The organism is Streptomyces sp. NPDC059740, assembly GCF_042733155.1.
Taxonomy (GTDB): Bacteria; Actinomycetota; Actinomycetes; order Streptomycetales; family Streptomycetaceae; genus Streptomyces.
In genome coordinates, this window is record NZ_JBHWGP010000036.1 from 44192 (window position 1) to 70898 (window position 26707).

Annotated in this window: 26 protein-coding genes; 16 read left to right on the plus strand and 10 right to left on the minus strand. The window is 72.9% G+C overall.

Annotated elements, in window-relative coordinates; genetic code table 11:
* The first annotated feature begins 10 nt into the window (after positions 1 to 10).
* Positions 11 to 289 (plus strand): GlsB/YeaQ/YmgE family stress response membrane protein, encoded by a 279-nt coding sequence (locus tag ACFV3R_RS28760; protein ID WP_385589204.1) that lies wholly within the window; start codon positions 11 to 13, stop codon positions 287 to 289.
* A gap of 57 nt (positions 290 to 346) precedes the next feature.
* Here ACFV3R_RS28760 and tyrS read toward each other — a convergent pair whose 3' ends face one another.
* The 3 genes from tyrS to ACFV3R_RS28775 all read right to left on the minus strand — a co-directional run bounded on the left by tyrS (position 347) and on the right by ACFV3R_RS28775 (position 4885).
* Complete coding sequence (tyrS, locus tag ACFV3R_RS28765; protein WP_385589206.1) at positions 347 to 1750, minus strand: tyrosine--tRNA ligase; 1404 nt, start codon at positions 1748 to 1750, stop codon at positions 347 to 349.
* 131 nt (positions 1751 to 1881) lie between these two features.
* Positions 1882 to 3282: a metallopeptidase TldD-related protein gene (locus ACFV3R_RS28770; protein WP_385589208.1), complete on the minus strand. Its 1401-nt coding sequence runs from the start codon at positions 3280 to 3282 to the stop codon at positions 1882 to 1884.
* Positions 3283 to 3337: 55 nt separating this feature from the next.
* Positions 3338 to 4885, minus strand: coding sequence for a TldD/PmbA family protein (locus ACFV3R_RS28775; protein WP_385589210.1), 1548 nt, complete (start codon positions 4883 to 4885; stop codon positions 3338 to 3340).
* Between the two features lie 242 nt (positions 4886 to 5127).
* Here ACFV3R_RS28775 and fabG point away from each other — a divergent pair, with 242 nt between their 5' ends.
* Positions 5128 to 5832 (plus strand): 3-oxoacyl-[acyl-carrier-protein] reductase, encoded by a 705-nt coding sequence (gene fabG, locus ACFV3R_RS28780; protein ID WP_385589212.1) that lies wholly within the window; start codon positions 5128 to 5130, stop codon positions 5830 to 5832.
* 5 nt (positions 5833 to 5837) lie between these two features.
* Positions 5838 to 6611: an enoyl-ACP reductase FabI gene (gene fabI / locus ACFV3R_RS28785; RefSeq protein ID WP_385589214.1), complete on the plus strand. Its 774-nt coding sequence runs from the start codon at positions 5838 to 5840 to the stop codon at positions 6609 to 6611.
* A gap of 95 nt (positions 6612 to 6706) precedes the next feature.
* Here fabI and ACFV3R_RS28790 read toward each other — a convergent pair whose 3' ends face one another.
* Complete coding sequence (locus ACFV3R_RS28790; protein ID WP_385589217.1) at positions 6707 to 7381, minus strand: FadR/GntR family transcriptional regulator; 675 nt, start codon at positions 7379 to 7381, stop codon at positions 6707 to 6709.
* Between the two features lie 114 nt (positions 7382 to 7495).
* Between ACFV3R_RS28790 and ACFV3R_RS28795 the strand changes: the two genes are divergently transcribed.
* From ACFV3R_RS28795 to ACFV3R_RS28810, 4 genes are all read left to right on the plus strand, one after another.
* Positions 7496 to 8809 (plus strand): CynX/NimT family MFS transporter, encoded by a 1314-nt coding sequence (locus tag ACFV3R_RS28795; RefSeq protein ID WP_385589219.1) that lies wholly within the window; start codon positions 7496 to 7498, stop codon positions 8807 to 8809.
* A 4-nt stretch (positions 8810 to 8813) separates the two neighbouring features.
* Positions 8814 to 8930, plus strand: coding sequence for an SGM_5486 family transporter-associated protein (locus ACFV3R_RS28800; RefSeq protein ID WP_385589221.1), 117 nt, complete (start codon positions 8814 to 8816; stop codon positions 8928 to 8930).
* A 556-nt stretch (positions 8931 to 9486) separates the two neighbouring features.
* Complete coding sequence (locus ACFV3R_RS28805; protein WP_385589223.1) at positions 9487 to 9705, plus strand: hypothetical protein; 219 nt, start codon at positions 9487 to 9489, stop codon at positions 9703 to 9705.
* A 137-nt stretch (positions 9706 to 9842) separates the two neighbouring features.
* A complete protein-coding gene (locus ACFV3R_RS28810) occupies positions 9843 to 10361 on the plus strand; it encodes a SixA phosphatase family protein (protein WP_385589225.1) in 519 nt (172 codons plus the stop codon).
* Between the two features lie 45 nt (positions 10362 to 10406).
* Here ACFV3R_RS28810 and serB read toward each other — a convergent pair whose 3' ends face one another.
* Positions 10407 to 11645, minus strand: a complete 1239-nt coding sequence (gene serB, locus ACFV3R_RS28815; RefSeq protein ID WP_385589227.1) for a phosphoserine phosphatase SerB — start codon at positions 11643 to 11645, stop codon at positions 10407 to 10409.
* 514 nt (positions 11646 to 12159) lie between these two features.
* Here serB and ACFV3R_RS28820 point away from each other — a divergent pair.
* Complete coding sequence (locus ACFV3R_RS28820) at positions 12160 to 14760, plus strand: FHA domain-containing protein (RefSeq protein WP_385589229.1); 2601 nt, start codon at positions 12160 to 12162, stop codon at positions 14758 to 14760.
* Positions 14761 to 14928: 168 nt separating this feature from the next.
* On the opposite strand, the gene ACFV3R_RS28825 is transcribed toward ACFV3R_RS28820, so the two are convergent.
* Positions 14929 to 15678 carry a transglycosylase SLT domain-containing protein gene (locus ACFV3R_RS28825; protein WP_385589263.1) on the minus strand — a complete coding sequence of 250 codons (750 nt, stop codon included), beginning with the start codon at positions 15676 to 15678 and terminating at the stop codon, positions 14929 to 14931.
* 667 nt (positions 15679 to 16345) lie between these two features.
* Here ACFV3R_RS28825 and ACFV3R_RS28830 point away from each other — a divergent pair.
* From ACFV3R_RS28830 to ACFV3R_RS28840, 3 genes are all read left to right on the plus strand, one after another.
* Positions 16346 to 17503 (plus strand): GAF domain-containing sensor histidine kinase, encoded by a 1158-nt coding sequence (locus ACFV3R_RS28830; protein WP_385589231.1) that lies wholly within the window; start codon positions 16346 to 16348, stop codon positions 17501 to 17503.
* Positions 17504 to 17660: 157 nt separating this feature from the next.
* Positions 17661 to 18284: a response regulator gene (locus ACFV3R_RS28835; RefSeq protein WP_385589265.1), complete on the plus strand. Its 624-nt coding sequence runs from the start codon at positions 17661 to 17663 to the stop codon at positions 18282 to 18284.
* A 174-nt stretch (positions 18285 to 18458) separates the two neighbouring features.
* Complete coding sequence (locus tag ACFV3R_RS28840; RefSeq protein WP_385589233.1) at positions 18459 to 18698, plus strand: chaplin; 240 nt, start codon at positions 18459 to 18461, stop codon at positions 18696 to 18698.
* A 108-nt stretch (positions 18699 to 18806) separates the two neighbouring features.
* Here ACFV3R_RS28840 and ACFV3R_RS28845 read toward each other — a convergent pair whose 3' ends face one another.
* Positions 18807 to 19610 (minus strand): hypothetical protein, encoded by an 804-nt coding sequence (locus tag ACFV3R_RS28845; RefSeq protein ID WP_385589235.1) that lies wholly within the window; start codon positions 19608 to 19610, stop codon positions 18807 to 18809.
* A gap of 284 nt (positions 19611 to 19894) precedes the next feature.
* Here ACFV3R_RS28845 and ACFV3R_RS28850 point away from each other — a divergent pair, with 284 nt between their 5' ends.
* From ACFV3R_RS28850 to ACFV3R_RS28865, 4 genes are all read left to right on the plus strand, one after another.
* A complete protein-coding gene (locus ACFV3R_RS28850) occupies positions 19895 to 20686 on the plus strand; it encodes an ABC transporter ATP-binding protein (RefSeq protein WP_385589237.1) in 792 nt (263 codons plus the stop codon).
* A gap of 98 nt (positions 20687 to 20784) precedes the next feature.
* Positions 20785 to 21216 carry an NfeD family protein gene (locus ACFV3R_RS28855; protein WP_385589239.1) on the plus strand — a complete coding sequence of 144 codons (432 nt, stop codon included), beginning with the start codon at positions 20785 to 20787 and terminating at the stop codon, positions 21214 to 21216.
* 206 nt (positions 21217 to 21422) lie between these two features.
* Positions 21423 to 22352 (plus strand): SPFH domain-containing protein, encoded by a 930-nt coding sequence (locus ACFV3R_RS28860; protein ID WP_385589241.1) that lies wholly within the window; start codon positions 21423 to 21425, stop codon positions 22350 to 22352.
* A 116-nt stretch (positions 22353 to 22468) separates the two neighbouring features.
* Positions 22469 to 23230 carry a sulfite exporter TauE/SafE family protein gene (locus tag ACFV3R_RS28865; RefSeq protein WP_385589243.1) on the plus strand — a complete coding sequence of 254 codons (762 nt, stop codon included), beginning with the start codon at positions 22469 to 22471 and terminating at the stop codon, positions 23228 to 23230.
* Positions 23231 to 23328: 98 nt separating this feature from the next.
* Here ACFV3R_RS28865 and ACFV3R_RS28870 read toward each other — a convergent pair whose 3' ends face one another.
* From ACFV3R_RS28870 to ACFV3R_RS28880, 3 genes are all read right to left on the minus strand, one after another.
* Positions 23329 to 23841, minus strand: coding sequence for an HNH endonuclease (locus ACFV3R_RS28870; protein ID WP_385589245.1), 513 nt, complete (start codon positions 23839 to 23841; stop codon positions 23329 to 23331).
* A gap of 214 nt (positions 23842 to 24055) precedes the next feature.
* Positions 24056 to 24592, minus strand: coding sequence for a YbhB/YbcL family Raf kinase inhibitor-like protein (locus tag ACFV3R_RS28875; RefSeq protein ID WP_385589247.1), 537 nt, complete (start codon positions 24590 to 24592; stop codon positions 24056 to 24058).
* Positions 24593 to 24653: 61 nt separating this feature from the next.
* Positions 24654 to 25436, minus strand: coding sequence for a sporulation protein (locus tag ACFV3R_RS28880; protein ID WP_385589249.1), 783 nt, complete (start codon positions 25434 to 25436; stop codon positions 24654 to 24656).
* A gap of 222 nt (positions 25437 to 25658) precedes the next feature.
* On the opposite strand from ACFV3R_RS28880, the gene ACFV3R_RS28885 reads away from it, so the two are divergent.
* Positions 25659 to 26315, plus strand: a complete 657-nt coding sequence (locus tag ACFV3R_RS28885; protein WP_385589251.1) for a DNA-3-methyladenine glycosylase — start codon at positions 25659 to 25661, stop codon at positions 26313 to 26315.
* Positions 26316 to 26707 lie beyond the last annotated feature (392 nt).

The window sequence follows — 26707 nt, forward strand, 5'->3', positions numbered from 1 at the left end:
GGGAGGCGACATGAACTGGTTGTGGGCCGTCCTGGTGGGCCTCGTCCTGGGCGTCGTGGCCCGGGCCCTCATTCCCGGCAGACAGCACATCCCGCTCTGGCTGACGATCATCCTCGGCATGATCGGCGGTGCCCTCGGCAACTGGCTGGCCACCGGCATCGGCGTCCGCTACACCGGGGGAGTGGACTGGATCCGGCACGTCCTCCAACTGGTCGGCGCCATCGCCGTGGTCGCCGTCGGAAGCCGGTGCTGGGCCTCGATCAGGGGCCGCCGCCACCCCCAGCCCTGAACGACGCAGCGGCCCGCGCCCGCCCCCGGAGGGACGGGCGCGGGCCCCCCGCGCCTCTCAGCGCCCCTGCCCCGCCGCGAGCTTGCGGCCCGCCTTCAGGTAGGCGGCGCCGGCGTGGTCGGCCAGCTTCTCGGCGACCACCTCGGCCAGCGGGCGCACGGCCTCGGCCTCGGCCAGCACCACCGTCTGCTGGCCCTGGTCTGACTCCACCACCAGCCGCAACGCGTTCTGCTTGGCGAGCCGGCGCGCGGCGGAGGCGCTCGGGGTGAAACCGAGGACCTGGGTGAGGACCGCCGCGACGCTCTCCCCGCCGTGCTCACCGAGGTCCACCGAAGGCAGCGCCTCGACCTCGGCGAAGGCCTTCTTGGAGAACTGCGCGACGAAGGCGGCGCGGGCCGCCATGGCCGCCTCCACACCGAACAGGGTGGCCACCACCTCGCCCGCCAGGACCTTCTTCAGGTCCATCGGGTGCAGCTCACGGGCGGCGACCCGCTCGGCGGCCAGTGCGATCTCCTCGTCGGTCCACTCCGTCCACGCTTTGAGGTAGGGCTCCATCAGGCGGTCCGGCACCGACATGATCTTGCCGAACACGTCGTCCGCGGTGGCGTTCAGGCCCACGTAGTTGTTCTTGGACTTGGACATCTTGGCGCCGCTGCCGTCGGTGCCCTCGATCAGCGGCATCGTGACGACGAGCTGCGGCTGCTGGCCCCGCAGCTCCATCAGCCGCCGGCCCATCTGCAGGTTCAGCAGCTGGTCCGCGCCGCCCAGCTCGACGTCGCACTCCAGGGCCACCGAGTCCAGCCCCTGAGCCACCGGGTAGAGCAGCTCCGACATCGTCAGGCCCGACCCGGCCGCCAGCCGGTTGCGGAAGTCCTCACGCTGCAGCAGCTGCGAGGCCGGCACCTGCGCCAGCAGACCCAGCAGCTCGGGGAAGGTGTACGGCGCCAGCCACTCGCTGTTCTGCCGGAAGCTGACCTTGTCGAAGTCGACGTAGGGCCGTACCTGGTCGCGGTAGCCGGACATGTTGGCCGCGATGTCCTCGTCGGTGAGCGGCGGGCGCTCCGCGGTCCGCCCCGTCGGGTCACCGATCTTCGCGGTGAAGTCCCCGATGAGCAGCGTCACGTCGTGGCCCATGCGCTGGAACCGGCTCAGCACGATCACCGGGACCGCGTGGCCCAGGTGCATGTCGACGGCGGTCGGGTCCACACCGAGCTTGACGCCCAGCCCGCGGCCCTGCGCCCGGCGCTCCTCGATCCGCGTGGCCAGCGCGTCCGGACCGGGCAGCACCTCCACCGCTCGGGCCGCGATCAGCTCCGCCTGCTCCTTCGGCGACAGGTCCGTCAGGTCCAGATAGCGGCGCGCACCCGTCTCCCGCAGCAGCTCCTCGACGGTCGCGTCCAGGGAGAGGTCGGCACGGAGCAGGGTGGCGGCGCGGGCGACGGATTCGCCGAGGCGTGTCATGGCGTTCCTGATCGGATCGGTGGTCCCGAGACGGGAGGACGGTGCGCCCCGACCGGGGCGCGGGAGAAGTCTACGTACCCCCGGCCCACCGCCGCCCCCGAGTTCCCCGCAGCCCCCCGCGAGGCCGGGCCTCACACGCCGCGGCTGACCGAGCTCATGTGGAAGTCGGCCACCCGCAGCGGCGGTGCCGCGGCGCGCGTGAACCAGTCGCTCCACTCACGCGGCAGCGTCCGCTCGGTCGCTCCTGCCTCGGCCACCCGCCCCAGCATGTCCACCGGTGACTCGTTGAAGCGGAAGTTGTTGACCTCCCCGACCACCTCACCGTCCTCCACCAGGTACACCCCGTCCCGCGTCAGCCCCGTCAGCAGCAGCGTCGCCGGGTCGACCTCGCGGATGTACCACAGGCAGGTCAGCAGCAGCCCCCGCCGCGTCGCGGCCACCATGTCCGCCAGCGAGGCGTCGCCACCGCCGTCCAGCACCAGGTTGTCCACCGCGGGCGCCACCGGCAGCCCCGTCTCCTGCGCCGCGTGCCGGGTCGCCACCAGGTGCTCCAGGCGGCCGTCGCGCATCCAGTCCGTCGGCGCCAGCGGCAGGCCGTTGTCGAAGACGGAGGCCTGTTCACCGGAGGCGTGGGCCAGGACGAAGGGCGCGCAGGCGATCCCCTCGGCGCCGGGGTCGCTGCGCAGCGTCAGCGGCAGCGGGCTGAGCCGGTCGCCGACCCGGGTGCCGCCGCCGGGCCGGGAGAACACCGTCCGTCCCTCGGCGGCCTCCCGCGCCCCCGCGGACCACAGCTGGTAGACGAGCAGGTCAGCCACCGCACTCGGCGGCAACAGCGTCTCGTAGCGCCCGGCCGGCAGCTCCACGCGCCGGCGGGCCCACTCCAGGCGCCGGGCCAGGCCGGCCTCCTCGGCCAGCGGGTCCACGTCGGTGAAGTCCCGGGTGGAGCGCCCGGCCCAGGCCGAGCGGGTGCGGTCGGCGGACTTGGCGTTCAGCTCCCACGTCCCCGTCGGCTGGTCGTGGCGCAGCCGCAGCCCCGTGGAGGTGCCCAGGTAGGAGGAGACCACCTGGTGGTGGGCGAAGCCGTACAGCTCCCGGCCGCCGCCGCGGGCCCGCCCGAACGCCTCGCCCAGCGCGGGCGCCAGCCCGTCGAAGACCTCCGGGGAGGTCTCGGCCGGCGCGGCGGTGAAGTCGGGCGAGAGCGGGACGCCGCTCACCAGCGGCCGGGCGTCCTCGGCCGGCTCAGCCGACCTGGCGGCGTGCTCGGCGGCCCGCACCACCTCCGCCACCTCCCCGGCGGTCACCGCCGACCGGGAGACGACCCCCGCCGCCGTGCCCTGCGCCCCGCCGACCGTCGCGATCACGGTCAGGCGCCGGCCGCGGGTGACGCCGTTGGTGGTCAGCGCGTTCCCCGCCCACCGCAGGTTCGCCGAGGAGGTCTCCTCGGCGATCACCACGCAGTCGTCGGCGCGGGAGAGTTCCAGGGCGCGCTCGACGCTCTCGTGTGCGGCGCCGCCACGGCTGTTCCGGCTCACCGGGTCTCCTTCCGGGTGGGGGACGGGCAGGTGGTGCGCGGTCGGCGGGCGGCGCTCACCGGCCGGCCTCCTGCGCGGTGTTGAGGACGTTCACGCCCTCGAAGAGCGCCGACGGGCAGCCGTGCGAGACCGCCGCGACCTGCCCCGGCTGAGCCTTGCCGCAGTTGAACGCCCCGCCCAGCACGTAGGTCCCGGGGCCGCCGACGGCGGCCATGGAACCCCAGAACTCCGTCGTGGTGGCCTGGTACGCGACGTCCCGCAACTGGCCCACCAGCCGGCCGTGCTCGATGCGGTGGAAACGCTGGCCGGTGAACTGGAAGTTGTACCGCTGCATGTCGATGCTCCACGACCGGTCGCCGACGACGTACACGCCGTGCTCCACGCCGGCGACCAGCTCCTCGGTCGAGGGGCCCGCCTGCGCCGGCTGGAGGGAGACGTTGGCCATCCGCTGCAACGGCACATGGGCGGGGGAGTCGGCGTGGGCGCACCCATTGGAGCGCTCGAACCCGCAGGCCCGGGCGATGTTGCGGTCGGTCTGGTAGCCGACCAGTACCCCGTCGCGGACCAGGTCCCAGGACTGCGCGGCCACCCCCTCGTCGTCCCAGCCGACCGTCGAGAGGCCGTGCTCGGTCGTGCGGTCCCCCGTGACGTGCATCAGCGGCGAGCCGTACGCCAGCGAACCGAGCTGGTCGAAGGTGGCGAAGGAGGTCCCCGCGTACGCGGCCTCGTAGCCCAGCGCCCGGTCCAGCTCGGTGGCGTGCCCGACCGACTCGTGGATGGTCAGCCAGAGGTTGGACGGGTCGATCACCAGGTCGTAGCGGCCGGGTTCCACGCTCGGCGCGCGCAGCTTCTCGGCCAGCAGCTCCGGCATGCGCGCGAGTTCCCCGTCCCAGTCCCAGTGGCCGCCGGCCAGGTACTCCCAGCCGCGCCCCACCGGCGGGGCGAGGGTGCGCAGCGAGTCGAAGTCGCCGTCCGGCAGGACCGAGACCGCCGTCAGCTGCGGGTGCAGCCGGATGCGCTGCTGGGTGGTGCTGGTGCCGGCGGTGTCCGCGTAGAACTTGTTCTCCTGGACGGTCAGCAGCCGGGCGTCGGTGTGGGTCACGCCCGGCGCCGCCAGCAGCCGGCCGCTGAACTCCGCGAGCAGGTCGGTCTTCTCGGCGTCCGGCACCTCGAAGGGGTTGTGCTCGTAGGCCGAGACCCAGACCCCGTCCGCGTGCACCTCCTCCGGCGCCAGTTCCACCCGGGAGGCCGCCGCCACCTCGGCCCCGGCGGCGTCCCGGACCCGCGCCGACAGCTTCGCCATCGCCACGGCCTGCGAGGCCACCCGCGCCGCCGCGTCCATGGTCAGGTCGACGCCGGAGGCGAAGCCCCAGGCTCCCTCGTGCACCACGCGCACCGCGTAGCCCAGCTCGGTGGCGTCCCGGGCACCGGCGGGCCGGGCGTCGCGCAGGTGCCACTCGGCGGACCGGACCCGTTCGCACCGGAAGTCCGCGTGGGTGGCGCCCAGCGCCCGGGCCCTGGCCAGGGCTGCGTCGGCCAGGGCGCGCAGCGGCAGCGCCGTGAAGGTCTCGTCCGGGGCGGGTGAGGGAGCGGGCACGGGCATCCTCCGGGGTCGGCGCCTGGAGGAGGCATCATGCCCCGTCGCGGCCCCCCTGCCCAGTGGGGCGACGATCCGCCCCCGCGCGCCCCCGCGGGGCCCGGCACCACCGGCTCCGGACACCGGCCACTGTAGGGACCCGACAGTCTGCGCCGGATGCCCCTGTGAAGGGCCGATTCTCCGAAAGAGGGTCGTGACCGCTAGTTTCATGGGGAAACAGACGGACAGCAGACGGAAAGGGTGATCTCTTGAGCCGCTCGGTTCTGGTCACCGGAGGCAACCGAGGCATCGGTCTCGCCATCGCCCGCGCCTTCGCCGAGGCCGGCGACAAGGTCGCGATCACCTACCGCTCGGGCGAGCCGCCGGCCGGCTTCCTGGCCGTGAAGTGCGACATCAACGACACCGCCCAGGTGGACGCGGCCTACAAGGAGATCGAGGAGACGCACGGCCCGGTCGAGGTGCTGGTCGCCAACGCCGGCGTCACCCGCGACCAGCTGCTGATGCGGATGTCGGAGGAGGACTTCACCTCCGTCCTGGACACCAACCTCACCGGCACCTTCCGGGTCGTCAAGCGCGCCAACCGCGGCATGCTCCGCGCCCGCAAGGGCCGCGTCGTGCTGATCTCCTCCGTGGTGGGCCTGCTGGGCCAGGCGGGCCAGGCCAACTACGCCGCCTCCAAGGCCGGCCTGGTGGGCTTCGCCCGCTCCCTCGCACGCGAGCTGGGCTCCCGCAACATCACCTTCAACGTGGTCGCCCCCGGGTTCGTCGACACCGACATGACCCGGGCGCTCAGCGACGAGCAGCGCACCGACATCCTCGGGCAGGTCCCGCTGGGCCGCTACGCACAGCCGGAGGAGATCGCCTCCGCCGTCCGCTTCCTGGCCTCCGACGAGGCCGCGTACATCACTGGAGCCGTCGTACCCGTCGACGGCGGATTGGGCATGGGGCACTGAACGACATGAGCGGAATCCTCGCCGGCAAGCGCATCCTGGTCACCGGAGTCCTCACCGACCACTCCATCGCCTTCCACGCCGCCAAGGTGGCCCAGGAGGAGGGTGCCGAGGTGGTCCTCACCGGGTTCGGCCGGCTCTCCCTGGTGGAGCGCATCGCCAAGCGGCTGCCCAAGCCCGCCCCCGTCATCGAGCTCGACGTCACCGACCAGGAGCACCTGGACCGGCTGCCCGGACTGGTGGCCGAGCACTTCGGCGACGAGGGCGGCCTGGACGGCGTGGTGCACTCCATCGCCTTCGGTCCGCAGGGCGCCTTCAACTTCCTGGAGGGCACCTGGGAAGACGTCTCGACCGCCGTCCACGTCTCGGCCTACTCCCTGAAGTCGCTCACCACGGCGCTGCTGCCGCTGCTGGAGAAGCGCGGCGGCTCCGTCGTCGGCCTCACCTTCGACGCCCAGATCGCCTGGCCCAAGTACGACTGGATGGGTGTGGCCAAGGCCGCCCTGGAGTCCACCAACCGCTACCTCGCCCGCGACCTGGGTGCGCGCAACATCCGCTGCAACCTGGTCTCGGCCGGCCCCATCAAGTCGATGGCCGCCAAGTCCATCCCCGGCTTCGAGGAGCTGGCGGACGTCTGGAACCACCGCGCCCCCATCGGCTGGGACCTCACCGACCCCGAGCCCGCCGGCCGTGGCGTCGTCGGCCTGCTCTCGGACTTCTTCCCCAAGACCACCGGCGAGATCGTGCACGTCGACGGCGGCGTGCACATGATGGGCGCCTGAGCCTCCACCTGACGCCCGCCCCGGTCACCTGACGGGGCGGGCGTTCGGCATGTTCCGGGGTGGCCCGTTCGGCGTGTCCCGGGCGGCCGGGGTGCTCAGCCGCCCACCGGCAGGCAGCCCGGGGAGTGGGCGCCGGCCTCCCGCGCCGCCAGCTCGGCGTCGCCGTCGCGGATCGCCGCCACCAGCCCGGCGTGGTCCATGTAGCCCTCGGGCCGCAGCTCCTCGCCCACGTCCCGGCGCAGGAAGCTGCGCAGTACGCCGCCGAGGTCCGCGTACAGCTCGGCCAGCACCTCGTTGTGCGAGGCGGCGACCACCGCCAGGTGCAGCGTCGCGTCCGCCTCCACGAACTCCTCCGCCCGGCCCGAGCGCCACGCCTCCTCCCGCCGTCCCAGCAGCAGCTCCAGCTGGCGCAGGTCCCGGTCGGTGCGGCGCCGGGCCGCGAGCCGGGCCGCCTCCGCCTCCAGCGCCCGCCGCAGTTCGGCCACGTGCTCCGGGTCGGCCGAGGCGAACCGCTGGTTCATCACCCCGGCCAGCTCGCTGGTGGCCACCACGTACGTGCCCGAACCCTGCCGGATGTCCAGCACCCCGTTGTGCGCCAGCGCCCGGACCGCCTCGCGGACGGTGTTGCGGGCGACACCGAGCTGCGCGACGAGCTCGGGCTCGGTCGGGATGCGGGAGCCGACCGGCCACTCACCGGAGGTGATCTGCGAGCGGAGCTGCGCGATGACCTGGTCGGCGAGGGCGGAGCGCCGGGGCGAGTTCAACGGCATGCGGGCACACTCCGTGGATCGTCGGGGGAGGGGCGGCGAGCAGCGTATCCGTGCCCGCCGGCCGGCAGGCGGACGACTGGACACGTATTCATCCCATGATTCTATGATGGGTCCATGGCAGACGACGACCTCGCTACCCTCGGCCGCGCCGCCGGAGGCACCACCCCGACCGACCGCTCCGCGCCGCGACCGGCCGCGCAGACGGCCACCGGCCTGGCCGGGCGGTGGCTGCCGCGGATCGTGACCGTCGGCCTCGTCCTCGCGGCCCTCAACCTGCGCCCCGCCATCACCAGCCTCGGCGCGCTGCTGGAGGAGGTGCGCGACGGCCTCCACATGAGCGGTACCGTCGCCGGCCTGCTGACCTCGCTGCCGTCCTTCTGCTTCGCCGCCTTCGGCGTGGCGGCACCCCGGCTGGCCCGCCGCTTCGGCCCCGCCACCGTCGTCTGCGCCGGCATGGCCGCGATCGCCGTCGGCGTCCTGGTCCGCCCCTTCGGCGGCGGCACCGCGGCCTTCCTGGCCGCCAGCGTCCTGGCCCTGGCCGGCATCGCGATGAGCAACATCCTGCTGCCCGTCGTCATCAAGAGCTGGTTCCCCGACCGCGTCGGGGCCAAGACCGGCCTCTACTCGATGGCGCTGGCCCTGGGCACCTCGCTGGCCGCCGCCACCACCGTGCCGCTGACCGACGCCCTCGGCGGAAGCTGGCGCTCCGGCCTCGCGGTCTGGGCCGTCCTCGCCGTCGTGGCGGTGGCCGCCTGGCTCACCGTCCTGGCCCGGCTGGGTCCGCAGCGCCGTCCCGCCGCCCCGGCCGCGACCCCCGGTGCCCCAATCGAGGCGCCGATACGCATCACCACCTCGCCCACCGCCTGGGCCCTCGCGATCTTCTTCGGACTCCAGGCCACCGGCGCCTACGTCACCATGGGCTGGATGCCGCAGATCTTCCGCGACGCGGGCGTCTCGGCCGGTACCGCGGGCGTCCTGCTCGCGGTCACCATGGCGGTGGGCATCCCGCTCTCCTTCGTCCTGCCGCCGCTGGCCGCGCGCATGCGCCACCAGGGGCCACTCGCCGTCGGCCTGGGCCTGTGCGGTCTGGCCGGGTACGCGGGGCTGTGGCTGGCACCGGCCGCCGGGTCCTGGGCGTGGGCGCTGCTGCTGGGTGTCTCCAACTGCGCCTTCCCGCTCGCCCTCACCATGATCGGCATGCGGGCCCGGAGCGCCGCAGGCGTCGTCAAGCTCTCCGCCTTCGCCCAGAGCGTGGGCTACCTGATCTCCATACCCGGCCCGCTGCTGGTCGGCACGCTCTACCAGCACAGCGGCGGCTGGGGGCAGCCCATCGCCCTGATGGCGGCGCTGATGGTGCCGCAGATCGTCTTCGGTGTACTCGCCGGGCGCGACCGGCGCGTGGAGGACACCGCACCGGTGCGACACTGAACCCATGCCAGTGCTCGAACCGCATCCCCAGAACAGCCAGAAGAAGCTCCTGCTCGTGCTCGCCGCGATGCTCGGCGTCACGGTGGTGGTCGCCATCGTCGCGAGCATCGCCTCTCCCTGAGCCTCAGGGGTACTTGCCATATGCCCGCCCGGGCCGCGTGGTCCGGCACCGCACCTCGCGGCGTTGCCGAAAAGCCCTGGTAGCTCCGCTACGAGGACTCTCCGGCGCGAACCGTGTGGCGGCGATGATGAAGATCGCTAGCGCGCGTTATTTATTTCCCAAAACGATAGGACACGGGGCGGTGAACGCCTGCGGGGCGACCGGGCGGGTGCGCCAGGCGGCTATCGCACCTTGCGATGCACGGCACCGGACCACGCGACCTCATCGGACGCTCATATGGCAAGGACCCCTAAGGACGCGGGCGCGCGTCACCCCTCACCCTTCCCGCCGGGCGGCGCCCCGTCCGACGGGCGGTCCGCGCAGCCCCCGGGGTGCCCTAGGGGTCGTCCCTGAGAAAAGGACGGGTGTCCTCCCGGATGTGCGCGGGGGCCGCCGGGCCGTAGGTTCCGGTACGTGACGGCTCTCCGGCCGTTCCGGGTCCGCCGGTGGCGGGAGCGTCCGCGGCACGGGCGGCTCCGACCGGCCGGCGCCACCGACCTCCCCGGGAGGAGCCCCCATGTCCGCCGCGTCCCCACGGAGACCGGGCCGGCGCCCGACGCGTACCGGCAGGTCCCTGCCCTGGTGGGCGGTCGTCCTCCCGGCCCTCGCCTTCACGGCCCTGCTCGCGCCGCTGCTCGCCCCGCAGTCCGCCGCGGCCGTCGGCACCGGAAGCCGGACCGGTGGCCTCACCCACCTCTTCGCCGTCCTCGTCCATCTCCTGCTCAGCCGGGGCTGACCCCGGGTGCGTGGCGGCGGGCGTTCCCCGGCCCCACCGGCGACACATCCGTCACCCTGGCGCCCCGCTCTTCACCCCAGAAGGGGGGCCCGTCAACGCCCCGAGCCACAGGCCCGGTTTCGTGCGAAGCTGGGAGTATGAGCGCCGACACACCCCACCGGATCGTCCTGCTCCGTCACGCCAAGGCCGAGTGGGCGCAGGACTCCGATCTCGAACGTCCGCTGGCCGACCGCGGCCGCAAGGAGGCCCCCCTGGCGGGGCGGTGGCTGGCCAAGCAGGGGCTCCAGCCCGACCTGGCCCTGTGCTCGACGGCGTTGCGCACCAGGGAGACCTGGAAACTGTCCGTCCACGAACTCCCGCACCGGCCCCGGACCGTCTACGAGGAGCGGCTCTACGAGGCCTCCCTCGGTGAACTCATCGCCCTGGTCAACGAGACCGACGAGGACGTCGCGGACCTCGTGCTCGTCGGACACAACCCCGGTATGCACGCCCTCGCCGACGCCCTGGCCGGTACCGCCGAGGGGGACGCCGGGGCACGGATGAACCGCAGCGGGTTCCCCACCGCGGCGCTCGCCGTCGTCGCCTTCACCGGCTCGTGGAAGGCGGTCGAGCACGGCGTCGGCCACCTGACCGACTTCTGGGCCCCGCACGCCTGAGGACCACCACCGGCCGGCCGCCCCGGGCGGCCGGCCGCTCTCCGCTCAGTCCAGGTGCGCGTCGGCCGCCTCGACCTCTTCCCGGCTGATCCCCAGCAGGTACAGCACGGTGTCCAGGAAGGGCACGTTCACGGCGGTGTGGGCGGCCTCCCGCACCATCGGCTTGGCGTTGAACGCCACCCCGAGCCCGGCCGTGTTGAGCATGTCGAGGTCGTTGGCGCCGTCACCGATGGCCACGGTCTGCTCCAGCGGCACCCCGGCGCGCTGCGCGAAGGACCGCAGCAGCCGGGCCTTCCCGGCGCGGTCGACGATGTCGCCCACCACCCGTCCGGTGAGCTTCCCGTCGACGATCTCCAGGGTGTTGGCCGAGGCGAAGTCCAGCCCCAACTCGTCCCGTAGCGCGTCCGTCACCTGCGTGAACCCGCCGGAGACCACGCCGACCTGGTAACCCAGCCGCTTGAGGGTCCGCACCAGCGTGCGCGCGCCCGGGGTCAGCCGGACCTCCTTGCGCACCGCCTCCACCACCGAGGCGTCCAGCCCCGCCAGCAGCGCTACCCGCGCGTGCAGCGACTGCTCGAAATCCAGCTCGCCGCGCATCGCCCGGCTGGTGACGTCCGCGACCTCCGCCTCGCACCCCGCGTGGGCGGCGAAGAGCTCGATCACCTCGTCCTGGATCAGGGTGGAGTCGACGTCCATCACCACCAGGCGGCGGGCCCGGTGCTGGAGGCCGGCGGCGCTGACCGCGACGTCCACGCCCCGGTTCGCCCCCTCCACCGCCAGCGCGGTGCGCAACGCCTCCGTGGCCGCTCCCGACACCGCGAACTCGACGGCGGTGACGGGGTACTTGGCGAGCCGGAAGATGCGGTCGATGTTGCCGCCGGTCCCGGTGACGACCGAGGTGATCCCGGCGACGGAGTCCGCGGTCAGCGGGTGACCGAGCACCGTCACCAAGGAGCGGCCGGTGCCGCGCGGCCGGTTGTCGCCGGTACCGGAGATGATCTCGGCCTGGAGGCCGTGCGACTCGGCCCAGCCGTGGACCGTCACGCGCAGGTCGCCCGACCCGCGGGCGGCGGTCGGACCGGGCGCGGTCACCAGCGCGCACAGCACTATGCGGCCCCGGGTCACGACCTGCTCGATGTCGACGACGTCCACACCGAAGGCGGCCAGCGTCTCGAACAGCCCGGCGGTGATGCCCGGCCTGTCCTTGCCGAAGATCTTTACCAGCAGGGTCGGAACGTCGTGGCCCGGCGGGGCGGCGGCAGGCGGTGTCTGCGGTGTGCTCATGGTGCCCCCAACGGTATCCGGCCCCGGCCGCGAGGCCCACCGGACCCCGTCCGTGCGGACGACCGGCACCTGCCCGGAGCCTTCCCGCAGCATCCGGACCCCGGGGTGGCGGGCGGGAGCGAGGGCAGCGGGGCGCGGGCACCGCCGCGGCAGCGGGAGCCGGTAGGGGCCGGCCCGCCCCACCGCGCCGGCCCCTTGATCACGCCCTGCGCACCGCGCCCCGCCGCACGCCCTGCCGTACCCCGCCGTCGGGCCCTGCCGTACCCCCGCCCCGTCCTCGCGGGCGGACGGCGGGCGCGGCGGTCCGTGCCCGTTGCGCCCGGCGCGGCACCGTGAGCCCACGGCGCGCGAGCCCACGGCGGCAGGGGCCCGGAACGCACCGCGGCGAGGGCCGCAGCTCCGCCAGGTCTCCACAGCCCTGGTTTCCCCTGGCACCGCTGCGCCTGGAATAGTTCCCCGGGATGTTCGCCAACCCTGGACTCCTGGCACAGGGCGTCATTCGGGGGACTATGTAATGGGGCATGGAGTGCCTGGACTCGTACTGGAACTGAACGGAAGAACTTGGACGCTCGAACCGTCCCGGACCTACAGCCTGGGGCGTGATCCGCAGGCCGACGTGGCGATCGAGGACGCGAGAGTCTCCTGGCACCACGCCGTCGTCCGTTTCGACGGCCGCAGTTGGCTGCTGGAGGACCAGGGGAGCACGAACGGCACGTACCAGGCCGGACAGCGCCTGATGCAGGTGCCGTTGGGCCCCGGCGCCGTCGTGCACCTCGGAAACGCCCACGACGGACCGAGGCTGGCCTTCTCCGGCGCCCAGGCCGCACAGCAGCGGCCGGAACCCGCCGTGGCGCCGCCGCACCACCACGCCGCCCCGCAGGCACCCGCCCCGCAGGCCTGGCCCTCGCCGCAGGGCGCACCGGTCGGCGGGCACCCCCACGCTCCCCAGGGCGGTTGGGGAAACCCGGCACAGGGCGTCGCGCAGCAGCAACCGCCCTTCCCGCAGCAGCAGTACCAGCCCGCCCCACCCATGGCGGGCCACGGCGGCTTCCCGCAGGGCGGCCCCGTCGCCCCGCAGGGCGGCGCCGCCGGACCGGACCGCAGCCCGACCTCCTTCCACCGGCTCGACACCGGCCGCGTCATGCGCATCGGCCGGGCGCTGGAGAACGAACTCGTCGTCTCCGACCTCCAGGTCTCACGCCACCACGCCGAGTTCCACACCACCTCCGACGGCCGCTACGAGATCCGCGACCTCGGCAGCCACAACGGCACCTACGTCAACGGCCAGCCCGTCCCCAAGTCCGGGACGGTCACGATCGGCCCGCACGACATCGTCGGCGTCGGCCACTCCACCTTCCGGCTGGTGGGCGACCGGCTGGAGGAGTTCGTCGACACCGGCGCGGTCAGCTTCTCCGCCCGGCACCTCACCGTCACCGTCGACGGCGGCAAGCAGATCCTCAAGGACGTCTCCTTCGGCGTCCCCGAGAAGTCCCTCGTCGCCGTCATCGGCCCCTCCGGCTCGGGCAAGTCCACCCTGCTCAAGGCGCTCACCGGCTACCGCCCCGCCGACCAGGGCCAGGTCCTCTACGACGACCGGGACCTCTACAAGCAGTTCGCCGAGCTGCGCCAGCGCATCGGCCTGGTGCCGCAGGACGACATCCTCCACAAGGAGCTGACCGTCCAGAAGGCCCTTAAGTACGCGGCGAAGCTGCGGTTCCCCGGCGACACCGCCGAGGCCGAGCGCAACGCCCGCATCGACGAGGTGCTGCGCGAACTCAAGCTCGACATCCACCGGGACAAGAAGGTCACCGCGCTCTCCGGCGGCCAGCGCAAGCGCGTGTCGGTCGCCCTGGAGCTGCTGACCAAGCCGTCGCTGATCTTCCTGGACGAGCCCACCTCCGGCCTCGACCCCGGCATGGACCGCGACGTCATGCAGCTGCTGCGCGGACTGGCCGACGACGGCCGCACCGTCCTGGTGGTCACCCACTCCGTGGCCGAACTGGCGCTCTGCGACAAGCTGCTGGTCATGGCCCCCGGTGGCGGCATGGCCTACTTCGGACCGCCCGAGGAGGCCCTGAACTTCTTCCAGTACGAGTCCTGGGCCGACGTCTTCTCCGCCTTCGAGAACTACCGCGACTACGACTGGATGGGACGCTGGCGCGGCTCCTCGCACTACCAGCTCTACGCCGCCGACGCCGACGCCGCGATGCCGCACCCGGTGCACGAGCACCCCGGCATGCCCGCGGCGCCCGCCCGGATACACAAGTCCCAGAGCTGGGGCTCGCAGCTGTGGACGCTGATCCGCCGCTACCTGTCCGTGATCGCCTCCGACCGCGGGTTCATCGGCCTCATGGTGCTGCTGCCGGCGATCCTCGGCGGCGTGAGCGTCGTCATCCCGGCCAAGTTCGGCCTGGGGCCGCCCGAACTCCCCGCGCGGTACAACAGCAGCGCAGGCATGATCACCATGATCCTGGTGGTCGGCATGTGCTTCTCCGGTGCCGCCAACTCGGTCCGTGAGCTGATCAAGGAACGGGTCATCTACGAGCGCGAACGCGCCGTGGGCCTCTCCCGCTCCGCCTACCTGATGTCCAAGGTCATCGTGCTGGGCCTGACCACCGCGATCCAGGCGGTGATCATCTGCGCCATCGGCCTGTCGGCCCGCAAGCTCCCGGCCGAGGGCGTGATCGGCTCCCCGGCCGTCGAGATCTGCCTGGCCATCGTCGCCATCGGCTTCACCTCGATGATGTTCGGCCTGGTCATCTCCGCACTGGTGAAGACCGCCGAGAAGACCATGCCGCTGCTGGTCATGTTCGCCATCGTGCAGCTGGTGTTCACCGGGACGCTGTTCCAGATCTTCGACAAGCCCGGACTGGAGCAGGTGGCCTGGCTGATGCCGTCCCGCTGGGCGGTCGGCGCGGCCGGGGCCACCCTCGACCTCGGCCACCTCATGGCCCCGTTCGACCCCCAGAACCCCACCAACACCGACCCGCTGTGGGACCACAGCGTCGGTCAGTGGGTCCTCAACATCGGTGTCCTCGTCCTCATCGGCGTGCTGTGCTGCTTCCTGGTGGCCCGGCTGCTGCGCCGGCACGAGCCCGAGGTCATGCGCAAGTGACCCGTCGCCCCCGCACCGGCTGTCCGGACGGGGGCAAGGACGGCAAGGGCGGCACCCGTCGCATCGACGGGTGCCGCCCTTCGCGGCTCCGGGCCGGCCCGTGGCGGGAGGAACCACGGGCCGCCGGAGACGATCAGTACGCCGGGTCGATCAGCGCTCCGGGGCTGGTCAGTACGCCGAGTTGACGTTGTCCATCGAGCCGTACCGGTCCGCGGCGTAGTTGCAGGCCGCGGTGATGTTGGCGACCGGGTCGTAGATGTTCCAGGACGTGCCCGGCACGTGGTACCGGTTGAACGTCGGCTGGATCACCTGGAGCAGGCCCTTGGAGGGCACGCCGTTCTGGGCGTTGATGTCCCAGTTGTTGATCGCCATCACCTTGCCGCTGGACTCGCGGATGATGTTGCGGTGGATGCCCTCGTAGGACGCCGGGATGCCCTTGGCGTGCAGGATGTCCAGGGACTCCCTGATCCAGCCGTCGAGGTTGTTCGGGTAGGTCTTCTTCGCCGGCTTGGCGGGCTTGACCGCCGGACGGTCCGAGGAGCGGCTGGCGGCCTGCGAGGAGGAGCGGGACTCCGCGGCCTTCTTCGCCGCGTCCGCCTTCGCCTTGGCGGCGTCCGCCTCGGCCTTCGCCTTCGCGGCGGAGGCGTCGGCCTGCTTGACGACGGTGGTCTGCTGGGCCTGGGCCGTGTCGTGCAGCGAGCTGAACGCCGCCACCGTGCGGACGTGCTCCGCGCTGCGCGCCGTCGCCTGGTGGGTGTCGGTCTGTGCGGCGCCCGCCCCGGGGACCGCCACCGCGACGAGCGCGGCGACACCGGCCACCGTGACACCGGCAGCCGAGAGCTTCTGCGTGCGGTTGAGACGCTTGTACCGGTCGGCAACCGCCGTCTGGGCGCGGCCGAAGTCGGCAGAGGTGGGCATCTTGGGCATGACGGGCTTGACCTTCCAATCAGCTGCGTCGCGTGGCCGTATCGGCGCAAGGAGAAGCGCCGAGTTCCTGATCCACGGCGCCGAGCGACGGAGGTCATTGTTAGCGGCCGGAAAATTGCGGAGCAATGATGTGACGTACGAAGTCCGTTAGTGGAAAAGCGGGCGGCCGATTTCCGTGCAGCGCAGGAAAAGCCAGCTCACAGCGGGGCCGTCACCCCCACTACGGCCCTTCGTAAGTGACCTGGCTCCTGTGCCTGGGCTCACACGGCCGCCGGCCCGTCCCGCCGCTCCGTGACCGTACCCCCACCGGGCGTCCGGAGAATCCGTCCGGCGGGCAGCAAAGGGCCGGTATTCGCCGCCGCCCCGGAATACTGCCACCCGCGGAGCGCTGCACCGTCCGGGAACCGTGGCGGGCGGAGCAAGGGAAAAGCGGACCCCGGGAAGGGGTACCTCCACCGCTTTTCCCGGCCCGCCGTCGCGCCTTTCCGACGCGCGCCCCCGGTGAACACCCGGCCCGGAGACGGCACGGCGATCCCCCCGCGCCCCGCACGCCACGCCCCGCCCCGCAGACCCGGGACCGCAGGCCCGGGACCACCGGCCGACCCCGGGCCGCCGAGCGACCGATCCGGCCCCCACCGCGCTCGTCTAGGTTGGCCCCATGAACAGGCAAGCGAGTGCCGAGCAGGACGCGGGGCTCTCGGCGGTCAGCAGTGCCATCCTCGCGATGAGCCGGCCCCTCCAGGTACGGGACGTCCTGCGGACCATCGTCGCCTCGGCCCGGCAGGTGCTCGACGCCGAGTACGCGGCGCTCGGCGTCCCCGACGACCACGGCGGCTTCGCCCAGTTCGTGGTGGACGGCGTCAGCGAGGAGCAGTGGAAGGCCATCGGCCCGCTGCCCCGCCAGCACGGCATCCTCGCGGCGATGCTGCACGAGGCCACCCCGCAGCGACTGGCCGACGTCCGCACCGACCCCCGCTTCGGCGGCTGGCCCGAGGCCCACCCCGAACTCTCCGACTTCCTCGGCCTGCCCATCGCCGACGGCGAGGAGGTCATCGGCGCCCTCTTCCTCGCCAACAAGCGCTGCGACGCCCCGGCGGGCGACTGCCGCTTCACCGCCGACGACGAGCGCGTGCTGCGCATCCTCGCCCAGCACGCCGCCATCGCCCTCACCAACGCCCGCCTCCACGAGCGCAGCCGGGAACTGACCATCGCCGAGGAGCGCAGCCGTCTCGCCCACGAACTGCACGACGCGGTCTCCCAGAAGCTCTTCTCCCTGCGGCTGACCGCCCAGGCCGCCACCGCCCTCGTCGACCGCGACCCCGGCCGGGCCAAGGAGGAACTGCACCGGGTGACGGGCCTGGCCGCCGAGGCCGCGGCCGAGCTGCGGGCGGCGGTGGTCGAGCTGCGCCCCGCGGCACTGGACGAGGACGGCCTGGTGGCCACCCTGCGTTCGCAGGCCCAGGTGCTCGACCGGGCCCACAGTGCCCGCGTCACCTTCACCGCCCGCGGTGTGCGGGCACTGCCGGCCGCCCAGGAGGAGGCGCTGCTGCGCGTGGCGCAGGAGGCCCTGCACAACGCGCTGCGCCACTCCCACGCCGAGCAGGTGGACGTCACGCTCGTGCGGCACGGACGCGGTGCGCTCCTGCGGGTCGCCGACGACGGGCGGGGCTTCGTGCCCGCCGCGGAGCGCCGATCGGGCCGGCGCCTGGGCCTGCGCTCCATGCAGGACCGGGCCGCCGGTGTCGGGGGACGGCTCACGGTCGCCTCGGCACCGGGCTCCGGCACCACCGTGGAGATGGAGGTCCCCGGTGGCTGAGGAGACCGTGCCGGGACGGACACACGCGCCCGGACGGCGCGGGGACGGAGGAGACGTGGGCGAGGGAACCGGCGGACAGGCCAGGCATCCCGACCGTGCGCACCAGGACCCGGACACCGGCGGTGCGCCCGCCGCCGGGCCCCGCCCGGCCGTCAGGGTGCTGCTCGTCGACGACCACCAGGTGGTCCGCCGCGGGCTGCGCACCTTCCTGGAGGTCCAGGACGACATCGAGGTGGTGGGGGAGGCCGCGGACGGCGAGAGCGGCGTGGCCGCCGCCGAGCGCCTCCGCCCCGACGTGGTCCTCATGGACGTGCGCATGCCGGGGATGGACGGGGTCGAGGCCCTGCGCCGGATGCGCGAACTGGCCAACCCCGCCCGCGTGATCGTCGTCACCAGCTTCACTGAACGGCGCACCGTCGTCCCGGCGCTGCGGGCCGGCGCCGCCGGCTACCTCCACAAGGACGTCGACCCCGACGCCCTCGGCGACGCCATCCGCTCCGTCCACGCCGGCCACGTGCTCCTGGCCCAGGACGTGGCCGCGGCACTGCTCTCCCAGGAGGACGGCCCGAGCGGGCAGGGACGCGGTCCCTCGCTCACCGAGCGGGAGCGCGAGGTGCTCGCCCTCGTCGCGGAAGGGCGCTCCAACCGGGAGATCGCCCGGGCCCTGGTCCTCTCGGAGAAGACGGTCAAGACCCACGTCTCCAACATCCTCATGAAGCTGGACCTGGCCGACCGCACCCAGGCGGCCCTGTGGGCGGTGCGCAACGGCGCGGGCGACTGAGCGGCAGCCGCACCACGGCCCTGCGCACAGGGAGGGCCCCCGCCCGGGCCCGCGGTGCGATCTTCACCCCATCGCGTGGACCTCCCCCACTCGGGCGTATCCCGGGCTGCTCATACGACGTTCTCCGTGCGTGTCGCGGCGAACGTCGCGGCAGTCGCGAGGAGGAACAGCGAAGTGAAGAACCTGCACAGGGCCCTGACCGTCACCATGGCGGCGGGCGGCCTCGCACTGGCCGCAGCCGGTGGTGCCTCCGCCGAGTCCGCGGCCCACGGCAACGCGGTCCGCTCCCCGGGTGTGGGCTCCGGCAACCTCGTCCAGGCCCCGGTCCACGTCCCGGTGAAGGTCTGCGGCGCCACCGTCGACGTCGTCGGCCTGCTCAACCCCGCCTTCACGCCGCCCTGCCCCACCGCCTGACCACGGCGCACCGAGCGGACACCGCCCCGTCACGCGCAGGCGGTGTCCGGACGGCCCCGCGGCCCCTCCCCACCGCGGGGCCGGTTCCGGGCGAGAGCCCCGGGAGCTTCAGCCCCGCCCGCGTTCCCGCTCCTCGACGTACGCGTTGTACGCCGCGACCTGCGCCCGCCGGGCCGTCCGCTCCACCGGACGCAACGCCTCCGCCCGCGCCCCGATCTCGGAGGCGCTCACCGCGGCGCCGTGCTCCCGGCCGTCACCCCCGCCGCCCGAGGCGATGGCCAGCAGCGCCCCCACCCGCTGAGCCAGCTCCAGGACCCGCACCGCGCGTGCCGGATACCCCGGTGCCAGCACCTGCCGGCCCGCCTCGGCCCGCGCCCGGTAGGCCTCCAACGCGGCCTGCGCCACCGGGCCCGAACCGGCGACGTCCATCCGGGAGAGCGCCTCGGTGGCCTCCCGCAGTGCCTCCGCCAGCTCACGTTCGGCCTCGCTCAGCGAGGGGACGTCGGCCGCCGGGGCGTCGCGGACGGCCAGGCACTGCCAGACCACCTCGACGTGCACGTCGCCGGCGGGCCCCGCCTCGAACACCTCCGGCACCAGGCCCAGTGACGTGCCGCACACCAGGACCGCCTCACCGGTCTCCAGCGCGCGGGCGTTGAACTCCGGCGGCCCGCTGAGCCCCAGCGGGTGGCCGGGGGCCGGCAGGGCGACCCGCAGCCCCGTGGCTCCCAGGGCCCGCAGACGCCCCAGCGCCAGGGTGAGGCCCACGGGCGCCGCTTCACCGGGCAGTCCCGCGACCCGGTGGGTGACGTCGTCACCGACGATGTTCAGACCTGCGTCGTCAGGGGAGACGAGTCCGGCCAGGAGGGCGTTCCCCCACGCGGCCAACCGTCCCGATCGAGGTTCGTCGAGCATGCCCCCAGCCTAAGGAGTCCTCTCCCGCCGCCCGTCCCGGCCGCGGAGCCCGTTGCACAGGACCTGCCGAAAAGCCGTCAGGCCACACCCGGCCACCCCGCGGGAGAGGGGCGCCCGCGGCCCCGGAAACCCTGCCCGGGGCCGTCGCCGGACCCCGACCGGGGGAGGGCGGGGACGATAAGCAGTCCTAAGGTCCGGCGCCCACACCCGGTGGCGTAGGTTTGCAGGGGGAAAACGCCCACAGGCGTGACCGGACACAAGACGCAAGGGGAGACAACGCGCTCATGAGCGATGTACTGGAGCTGGTGGACGTATCGGTGGTCCGCGACGGACGGGCTCTGGTGGACCAGGTCTCCTGGTCGGTGAAGGAGGGCGAGCGCTGGGCGATCCTCGGCCCCAACGGCGCCGGCAAGACCACCCTGCTCAACGTCGCCTCCAGCTACCTCTTCCCGACCACCGGCAGCGTCTCCGTCCTCGGCGAGACCCTCGGCCGGGTCGACGTCTTCGAACTGCGCCCGCGCATCGGCATGGCCGGCATCGCCATGGCCGAGAAGCTGCCGCGCCGCCAGACCGTGCTGGAGACCGTCCTCACCGCCGCCTACGGCATGACCGCCACCTGGCAGGAGGACTACGAGGCCGTCGACGAGCAGCGCGCCCGTGCCTTCCTGGACCGCCTCGGCATGACCGAGCACCTCGACCGCCGCTTCGGCACCCTCTCCGAGGGCGAGCGCAAGCGGACCCTGATCGCCCGCGCCATGATGACCGACCCCGAACTGCTGCTCCTGGACGAGCCCGCCGCCGGGCTCGATCTCGGCGGACGCGAGGACCTCGTCCGACGGCTCGGCCGCCTCGCCCGCGACACCTACGCCCCCTCCATGATCATGGTCACCCACCACGTCGAGGAGATCGCCCCCGGCTTCACGCACGTCCTGATGCTCAACCAGGGCAAGGTCGTCGCCGCGGGCCCGCTCGAACTGGAGCTGAACTCCGGCAACCTCTCCCGCTGCTTCGGGCTGCCGCTCATCGTCGAGCAGCACGACGACCGCTGGACGGCCCGCGGCCTGCCGCTGCGCTGACCCCGCCCCGCAGGCCGGACCCGGACCGGCCGCCTGGCCGGGAACGACCGGTCGTGGCCTGCCGTGCGCCCTGTCGCGGGAGCGCCTGCGCACCTACCATGTGGGACGTGGACGACTGGGTGTGGTGGCTCGTCGCCGCCGTAGGACTGGGCATACCGCTCGCGGTGACCGCGATGCCGGAATTCGGCATGTTCGCGATCGGCGCCGCTGCCGCCGCGGTCACCGCCGCCGTGGGCGCCGGCCTGGTGGCCCAGGTCGTCGTCTTCGCATTGGTCTCGGTCGCCCTGGTCGCCGTCGTACGGCCGCTGACCAACCGCCGCCGGCCGCAGAGCCCCGCGTTCGCCTCCGGGACCGACGCCCTCAGAGGCCGGTCCGCCACCGTCCTGGAACGGGTGGACGGTGACGGCGGACGCATCAAACTCGCGGGCGAGGTCTGGTCGGCCCGCGCACTCGACGCCGACCAGGTCTTCGAACGCGGCAGCAAGGTCGACGTCGCCGAGATCGACGGGGCCACCGCGGTGGTGATGTGACCCCCGCCCACCACCCGATCCGTGCCGTCCGGTCCCGGCAACGCCCTGCACGACCTGGCCGGTTTCTGAAAGACTCGATCAACGCCGGTGCCACACGGTACCGGTGACCGACAGTCAGCAACGGCACGTCGCCACCGCCCCGCCGGATCGCGCGGAGCAGGACGGGCCGTGACGGAGACAGGAACGAGAAGGGCGCGGGAGCCGCTGTGGCACCGATCATCATCGTCCTGATCGTCCTGGTGGTGCTCGTATTCATCGCACTCATCAGGACGATCCAGGTCATCCCCCAGGCGAGCGCCGCCATCGTGGAGCGCTTCGGCCGTTACACCCGCACACTGAGCGCCGGGCTGAACATCGTCGTCCCCTTCATCGACACGATCCGCAACCGCGTCGACCTCCGCGAGCAGGTCGTCCCCTTCCCGCCGCAGCCGGTGATCACCCAGGACAACCTGGTGGTGAACATCGACACCGTCATCTACTACCAGGTCACCGACGCCCGGGCCGCGACCTACGAGGTCGCCAGCTACATCCAGGCCATCGAGCAGCTGACCGTCACCACCCTGCGCAACATCATCGGCGGCATGGACCTGGAGCGGACCCTCACCTCCCGCGAGGAGATCAACGCGGCGCTGCGCGGCGTGCTGGACGAGGCCACCGGCAAGTGGGGCATCCGCGTCAACCGCGTCGAGCTCAAGGCCATCGAGCCGCCCACCTCCATCCAGGACTCGATGGAGAAGCAGATGCGCGCCGACCGCGACAAGCGCGCCGCCATCCTCCAGGCCGAGGGCGTCCGGCAGTCGGAGATCCTCACCGCGGAGGGCCAGAAGCAGTCCGCGATCCTGCGCGCCGAAGGTGAGGCGAAGGCCGCCGCGCTGAAGGCCGAGGGTGAGGCCCAGGCGGTCCGTACCGTCTTCGAGGCCATCCACGCCGGCGACCCGGACCAGAAGCTCCTCTCCTACCAGTACCTCCAGATGCTCCCGAAGATCGCGGAGGGGGACGCCAACAAACTCTGGATCGTGCCCAGCGAGATCGGCGACGCCCTGAAGGGTCTGGGCGGTGCGATGAACAGCTTCAAGCCGGACGCGGGCGTGCCGAAGGGCCCGCCGCCCCCGCGCCAGCAGCCGCCCATCGAGTGAGGCCCGCCCGTCCGGCCCGGGGTTGACGCGCCCCTTTCCCCCCTGTTGCATGATCTTCCACGGCCGCCGTACCCGACCCGGGCGACGGCCACCGACCGGGCACAGGGACCACAGCCGTGACGATCTGGGAAGCGCTCGCCGTCTTCGCCGCGGGTGTCGGGGCGGGCGGCATCAACACCGTCGTGGGCTCCGGCAGCCTCATCACCTTCCCCGTGCTGCTCGGGGTGGGGCTGCCACCACTCACCGCGAACGTCTCCAACTCCCTCGGCCTGGTGCCGGGTTCGCTCAGCGGGGCGCTCGGCTACCGGCGCGAGCTGCGCGGCCAGCGCCGCCGCCTGGTGCGCTTCGGCGCCGCGGCGGCCGTCGGGGGCCTGGCCGGCGCCATCGCCCTCCTCGCCCTGCCGTCCTCGGCCTTCGACGCGATCGTCCCCGTCCTGGTCGGGCTCGCGGTGCTGCTCGTCGCCGTGGGGCCGCGGCTCTCCGCCGCCGTGCGCGCCCGCCGGCCCGAGGGCGTGCGGCACCCGGAGGGCGGTCCCGGGCTCCTGGTGGGCCTGGCCCTCGCCAGTGCCTACGGCGGCTACTTCGGAGCCGCTCAGGGCGTGCTGTACCTCTCCCTCATGGGGCTTCTGCTCGACGAGGAGCTGCAACGCCTCAACGCCGTCAAGAACGTGCTGGCACTCGTCGTCAACGGCGTGGCGGCGATCTTCTTCCTCTTCGTCGCCCACTTCGACTGGCCTGCCGTCGGCCTCATCGCGGCGGGTTCCGTGATCGGCGGCCAGATCGGCGCCCGCCTGGGACGACGCCTCTCGCCCACCGCCCTGCGCGTCACGGTCGTCGTCGTCGGGTGCGTCGCCCTCGCCCAACTCCTCATCCGCTGACCCGGCCGAAGGCGTCGCCCGCCCACACCACGAGGCGGGCGACGCCGGCCCGTGTCCGGTCGGTGGCCCACCCCCGTGGGACCACCGACCGGACCGTCTCAGGCAGGCACCGCCGCCGCGGCCCGCTCGCCCCGGGCGCCACCACTGCGCGGCATCCCCAGCGTCGCCAGCATCGCGTCGGCCGGCGTGGGCTCGAAGGGACGGCGCAGCAGCCGCATGCCGGCCTGCTCCGGGGTGCGGTCCGCCTTGCGGTGGTTGTCCGGCGCGCACGCGGCGACCGTGTTCAGCCAGGTGTCGCCGCCACCGCGCGACCTGGGCACGACGTGGTCCACGGTGGTGGCGCGGCCGCCGCAGTAGGCGCACCGGTGCCCGTCCCGCGCCAGTACGCCCCGCCGCGTCCACGGCACCTGTCTTCGGAAGGGCATCCGCACGTACCGGCTGAGTCTGATCACCGCCGGCACGGGCATCTCCAGGGAGGCGGCGCGCAGCCGCAGCCCGGTGTGCGCCGACTCCACCACGGCCTTGTCCTGCATGACCAGCACGACCGCACGCCGCAGCGTCACCGTCGACAGCGGCTCGTAGCTCGCGTTGAGAACCAGCGTCTGGCGCACCTTCCACACCTCCAGGGGCCGCTCCGCCCTGTGACGGAGCTGCTCCACTGTGCGGTCGGCCCGCAGGCCGCGGCAACGCAATTTCCCGCGGACACAGAGCCCTCGCCACCCCGCCGGCCCCCCGGCGCCCGATCCGGCGTCCGGGGGTGCGCATACGCGCGAGGGGCCGGGAAGATCCCGGCCCCTCGTCCCGCCCCCGTGCAGGGGAGCTGCCCTACGCGGACACCTCGTACTCGTTGACGAGCTGCGCCCGCCCGAGGGTGTGGAAGCGCAGGTTGAAGCCGACGACGGCCGGTGAGGCTGAGGAGTCGACGCCCAGCTTCTCCTGGTCGACCGCGTACACCGTGAAGACGTACCGGTGCGGCCCGTCACCGGGCGGCGGGGCGGCACCGGTGAAGTCCAGCGAACCGCCGTCGTTGCGCACGTGGACGGCGCCCTCGGGCAGCCCCTTCATCTCCCCGGTGCCGGCGCCGGTCGGCAGCTGGGTCACGGTCGCGGGGATGTCGAAGACCGTCCAGTGCCAGAAGCCGCTGCCGGTCGGCGCGTCAGGGTCGTAGCAGGTGACGGCGTAGCTCCTGGTCCCCTCCGGGGCACCCTCCCACCGCAGCTGGGGCGAGGTGTTGCCGTCCGCCGCGACCTGGGCCTGCGGCAGCGCCCCGCCGTCGGCGGCGAGGTCGTCGCTCACCACGGTGAACCCGGCCACCGGCGGATGGAAGTCGTGGGGAAGCGGCGGCCGCTTCTTCTCGGTCACTCCAGCACCTCCTGTTCTCGTGCGTCCTCGCGTGACGTCGCCGGACGCCTACCCGCTCAGACTAGAACCAGTTCCTGCGGCTCCCGACCTCGGAGAGCCACTGGTGCAGGTACCCGGCCCAGTCGGTCTCCTCGAAGTGGGCGAGGTCCATCGTGAACGACCGGAAGGAGTCCGAACCCTCGGTGAAGAGGCCGCCCTTCTTGTCCATCTCCAGCACCACGTCCATCTCGCGGTCGTCGGCGACGAACGACAGCTCGACCTGGTTCAGCCCCCGGTACTGCTGCGGGGCGTGGAACTCGATCTCCTGGTAGAAGGGGAGCTGCTGCCGCGTCCCGTGGATGTGACCCTGCTCCAGGTCGGCGGACTTGAAGCGGAAGCCGAGCCGGCCGAAGGCGTCCAGGACGGCCTGCTGGGCCGGCAGCGGGTGGACGTTGACCGGGTCGAGGTCGCTGGAGTCCACGGCCCGGGCGATCGCCAGCTCGGTGGCCACCCCCAAGTGCATGCCGGTCAGCCGGTGCCCCAGGAAGTTGGTGACCGGCGTCTCCCAGGGCACCTCGATCCCGAACGGCAGCGAGTGCGCCGCCCCCGGCTGGATCAGGTAGCCGCCGCCGACCTGGACCTTGGTGAACTGGACGTTCTTCTTGTACTCCTCCTCGGAGCCCTCGACCTCGACGCGGGCCTCCAGACCGACCGAGACACCCTGGATCTCCTGCTCCACCGAGCCGCCCTGGATGCGCACCTCGCCCTGGATCACGCCGCCCGGGACGCAGTTCTCCTCGAACAGGACGGTCTCCACGGACGCGCCCCCCGCTCCCAGGCTGGCCAGGAACTTCTTGAAACCCATGTGCTTCCTCCCGTGGGCCGCGCGGCGCGCGCCCCCGTCTGTCGCCTGCTCGGTCGTGGAGGCCGGTGCCTCTGCCGTCTGCCAACGCAGGGCGTCCGCGCACGGTTCCACACCGTCACCCCCGCGTGACCTGCCGACCGGCTGACGCGGGCCGGCTCGGCCTCGCGCCCGGTCTTCCGCTCGCCGGGGGCTTCCGAGCCGCCTCCGGTACGCTCGGACCGCGTGATCATCCCATCGGACCGCTTCCCCCTGCAGCGCACCTTCTTCGACCGCCCCGTGCTCGAGGTGGCCCCCGACCTACTGGGCCGCACCCTCGTCCGCACTTCTCCGGCGGGCGTCATCGAACTGCGCATCACCGAGGTCGAGGCCTACGACGGCGAGGCCGACCCGGGCTCCCACGCGTACCGGGGCCGTACTGCGCGCAACGCCTCCATGTTCGGGCCGCCGGGGCACGCCTACGTCTACTTCATCTACGGCATGTGGTTCAGCCTGAACCTGGTCTGCGGACCTGAGGGCAAGGCGAGCGGTGTGCTGCTGCGCGCCGGCGAGGTCCTCGCCGGGGAGGAGCTGGCCCTCTCGCGGCGCCCGAAGGCGAAGGGCGCACACGAGATCGCCAAGGGCCCGGCCCGGCTCGCCACCGCGCTGGACGTGGACCGCTCCCTGGACGGGACCGACCTCTGCGCAGGCACCGGCTCCCCCCTCACCGTCCTCCACGGCACCCGGCCCGCCGAGGAGGAGGTGCGCCACGGTCCGCGGACCGGTGTGGGAGGTGCCGGCGCCGACCACCCCTGGCGGTTCTGGATCGACGGGGAGCGCAGCGTCAGCCCCTACCGGGCCCACGTGCCGCGCCGCCGCAGCCGTACCCGCCCCGGTTCTTGACGCGCCGTTTCCCACGGCGTAACGTAGTCCGAGCCGCTGATGAAGGGCCCGGTGTCACAGACACCCGCCGGAGGCGGCACAACCCCACCAAAGAACCATCGACCTCCATTCGAGGTCTCTTCTGCTGCGTGCGGAAGAGCGTCAGGTGAATCGACCGCCCCGCGGTCAGAGCATCCCGACGGATGATGTTTACTGGTGGTCGCGCCGAAAGGTGCGAACCGAAACTTCGGAACAATTTCTCGAGTTCGGAACGGTCAGCGACCGGGACGGAAACGGAAAACGGATCTGATAGAGTCGGAAACGCCGAAAGGGAAAGCCCGGAAGGGCCGGACCGGAAAGCGAAACCCCGCTCCGACAGGGGGCCGGAACCGGAAAACGGATCTGGTAAGGTT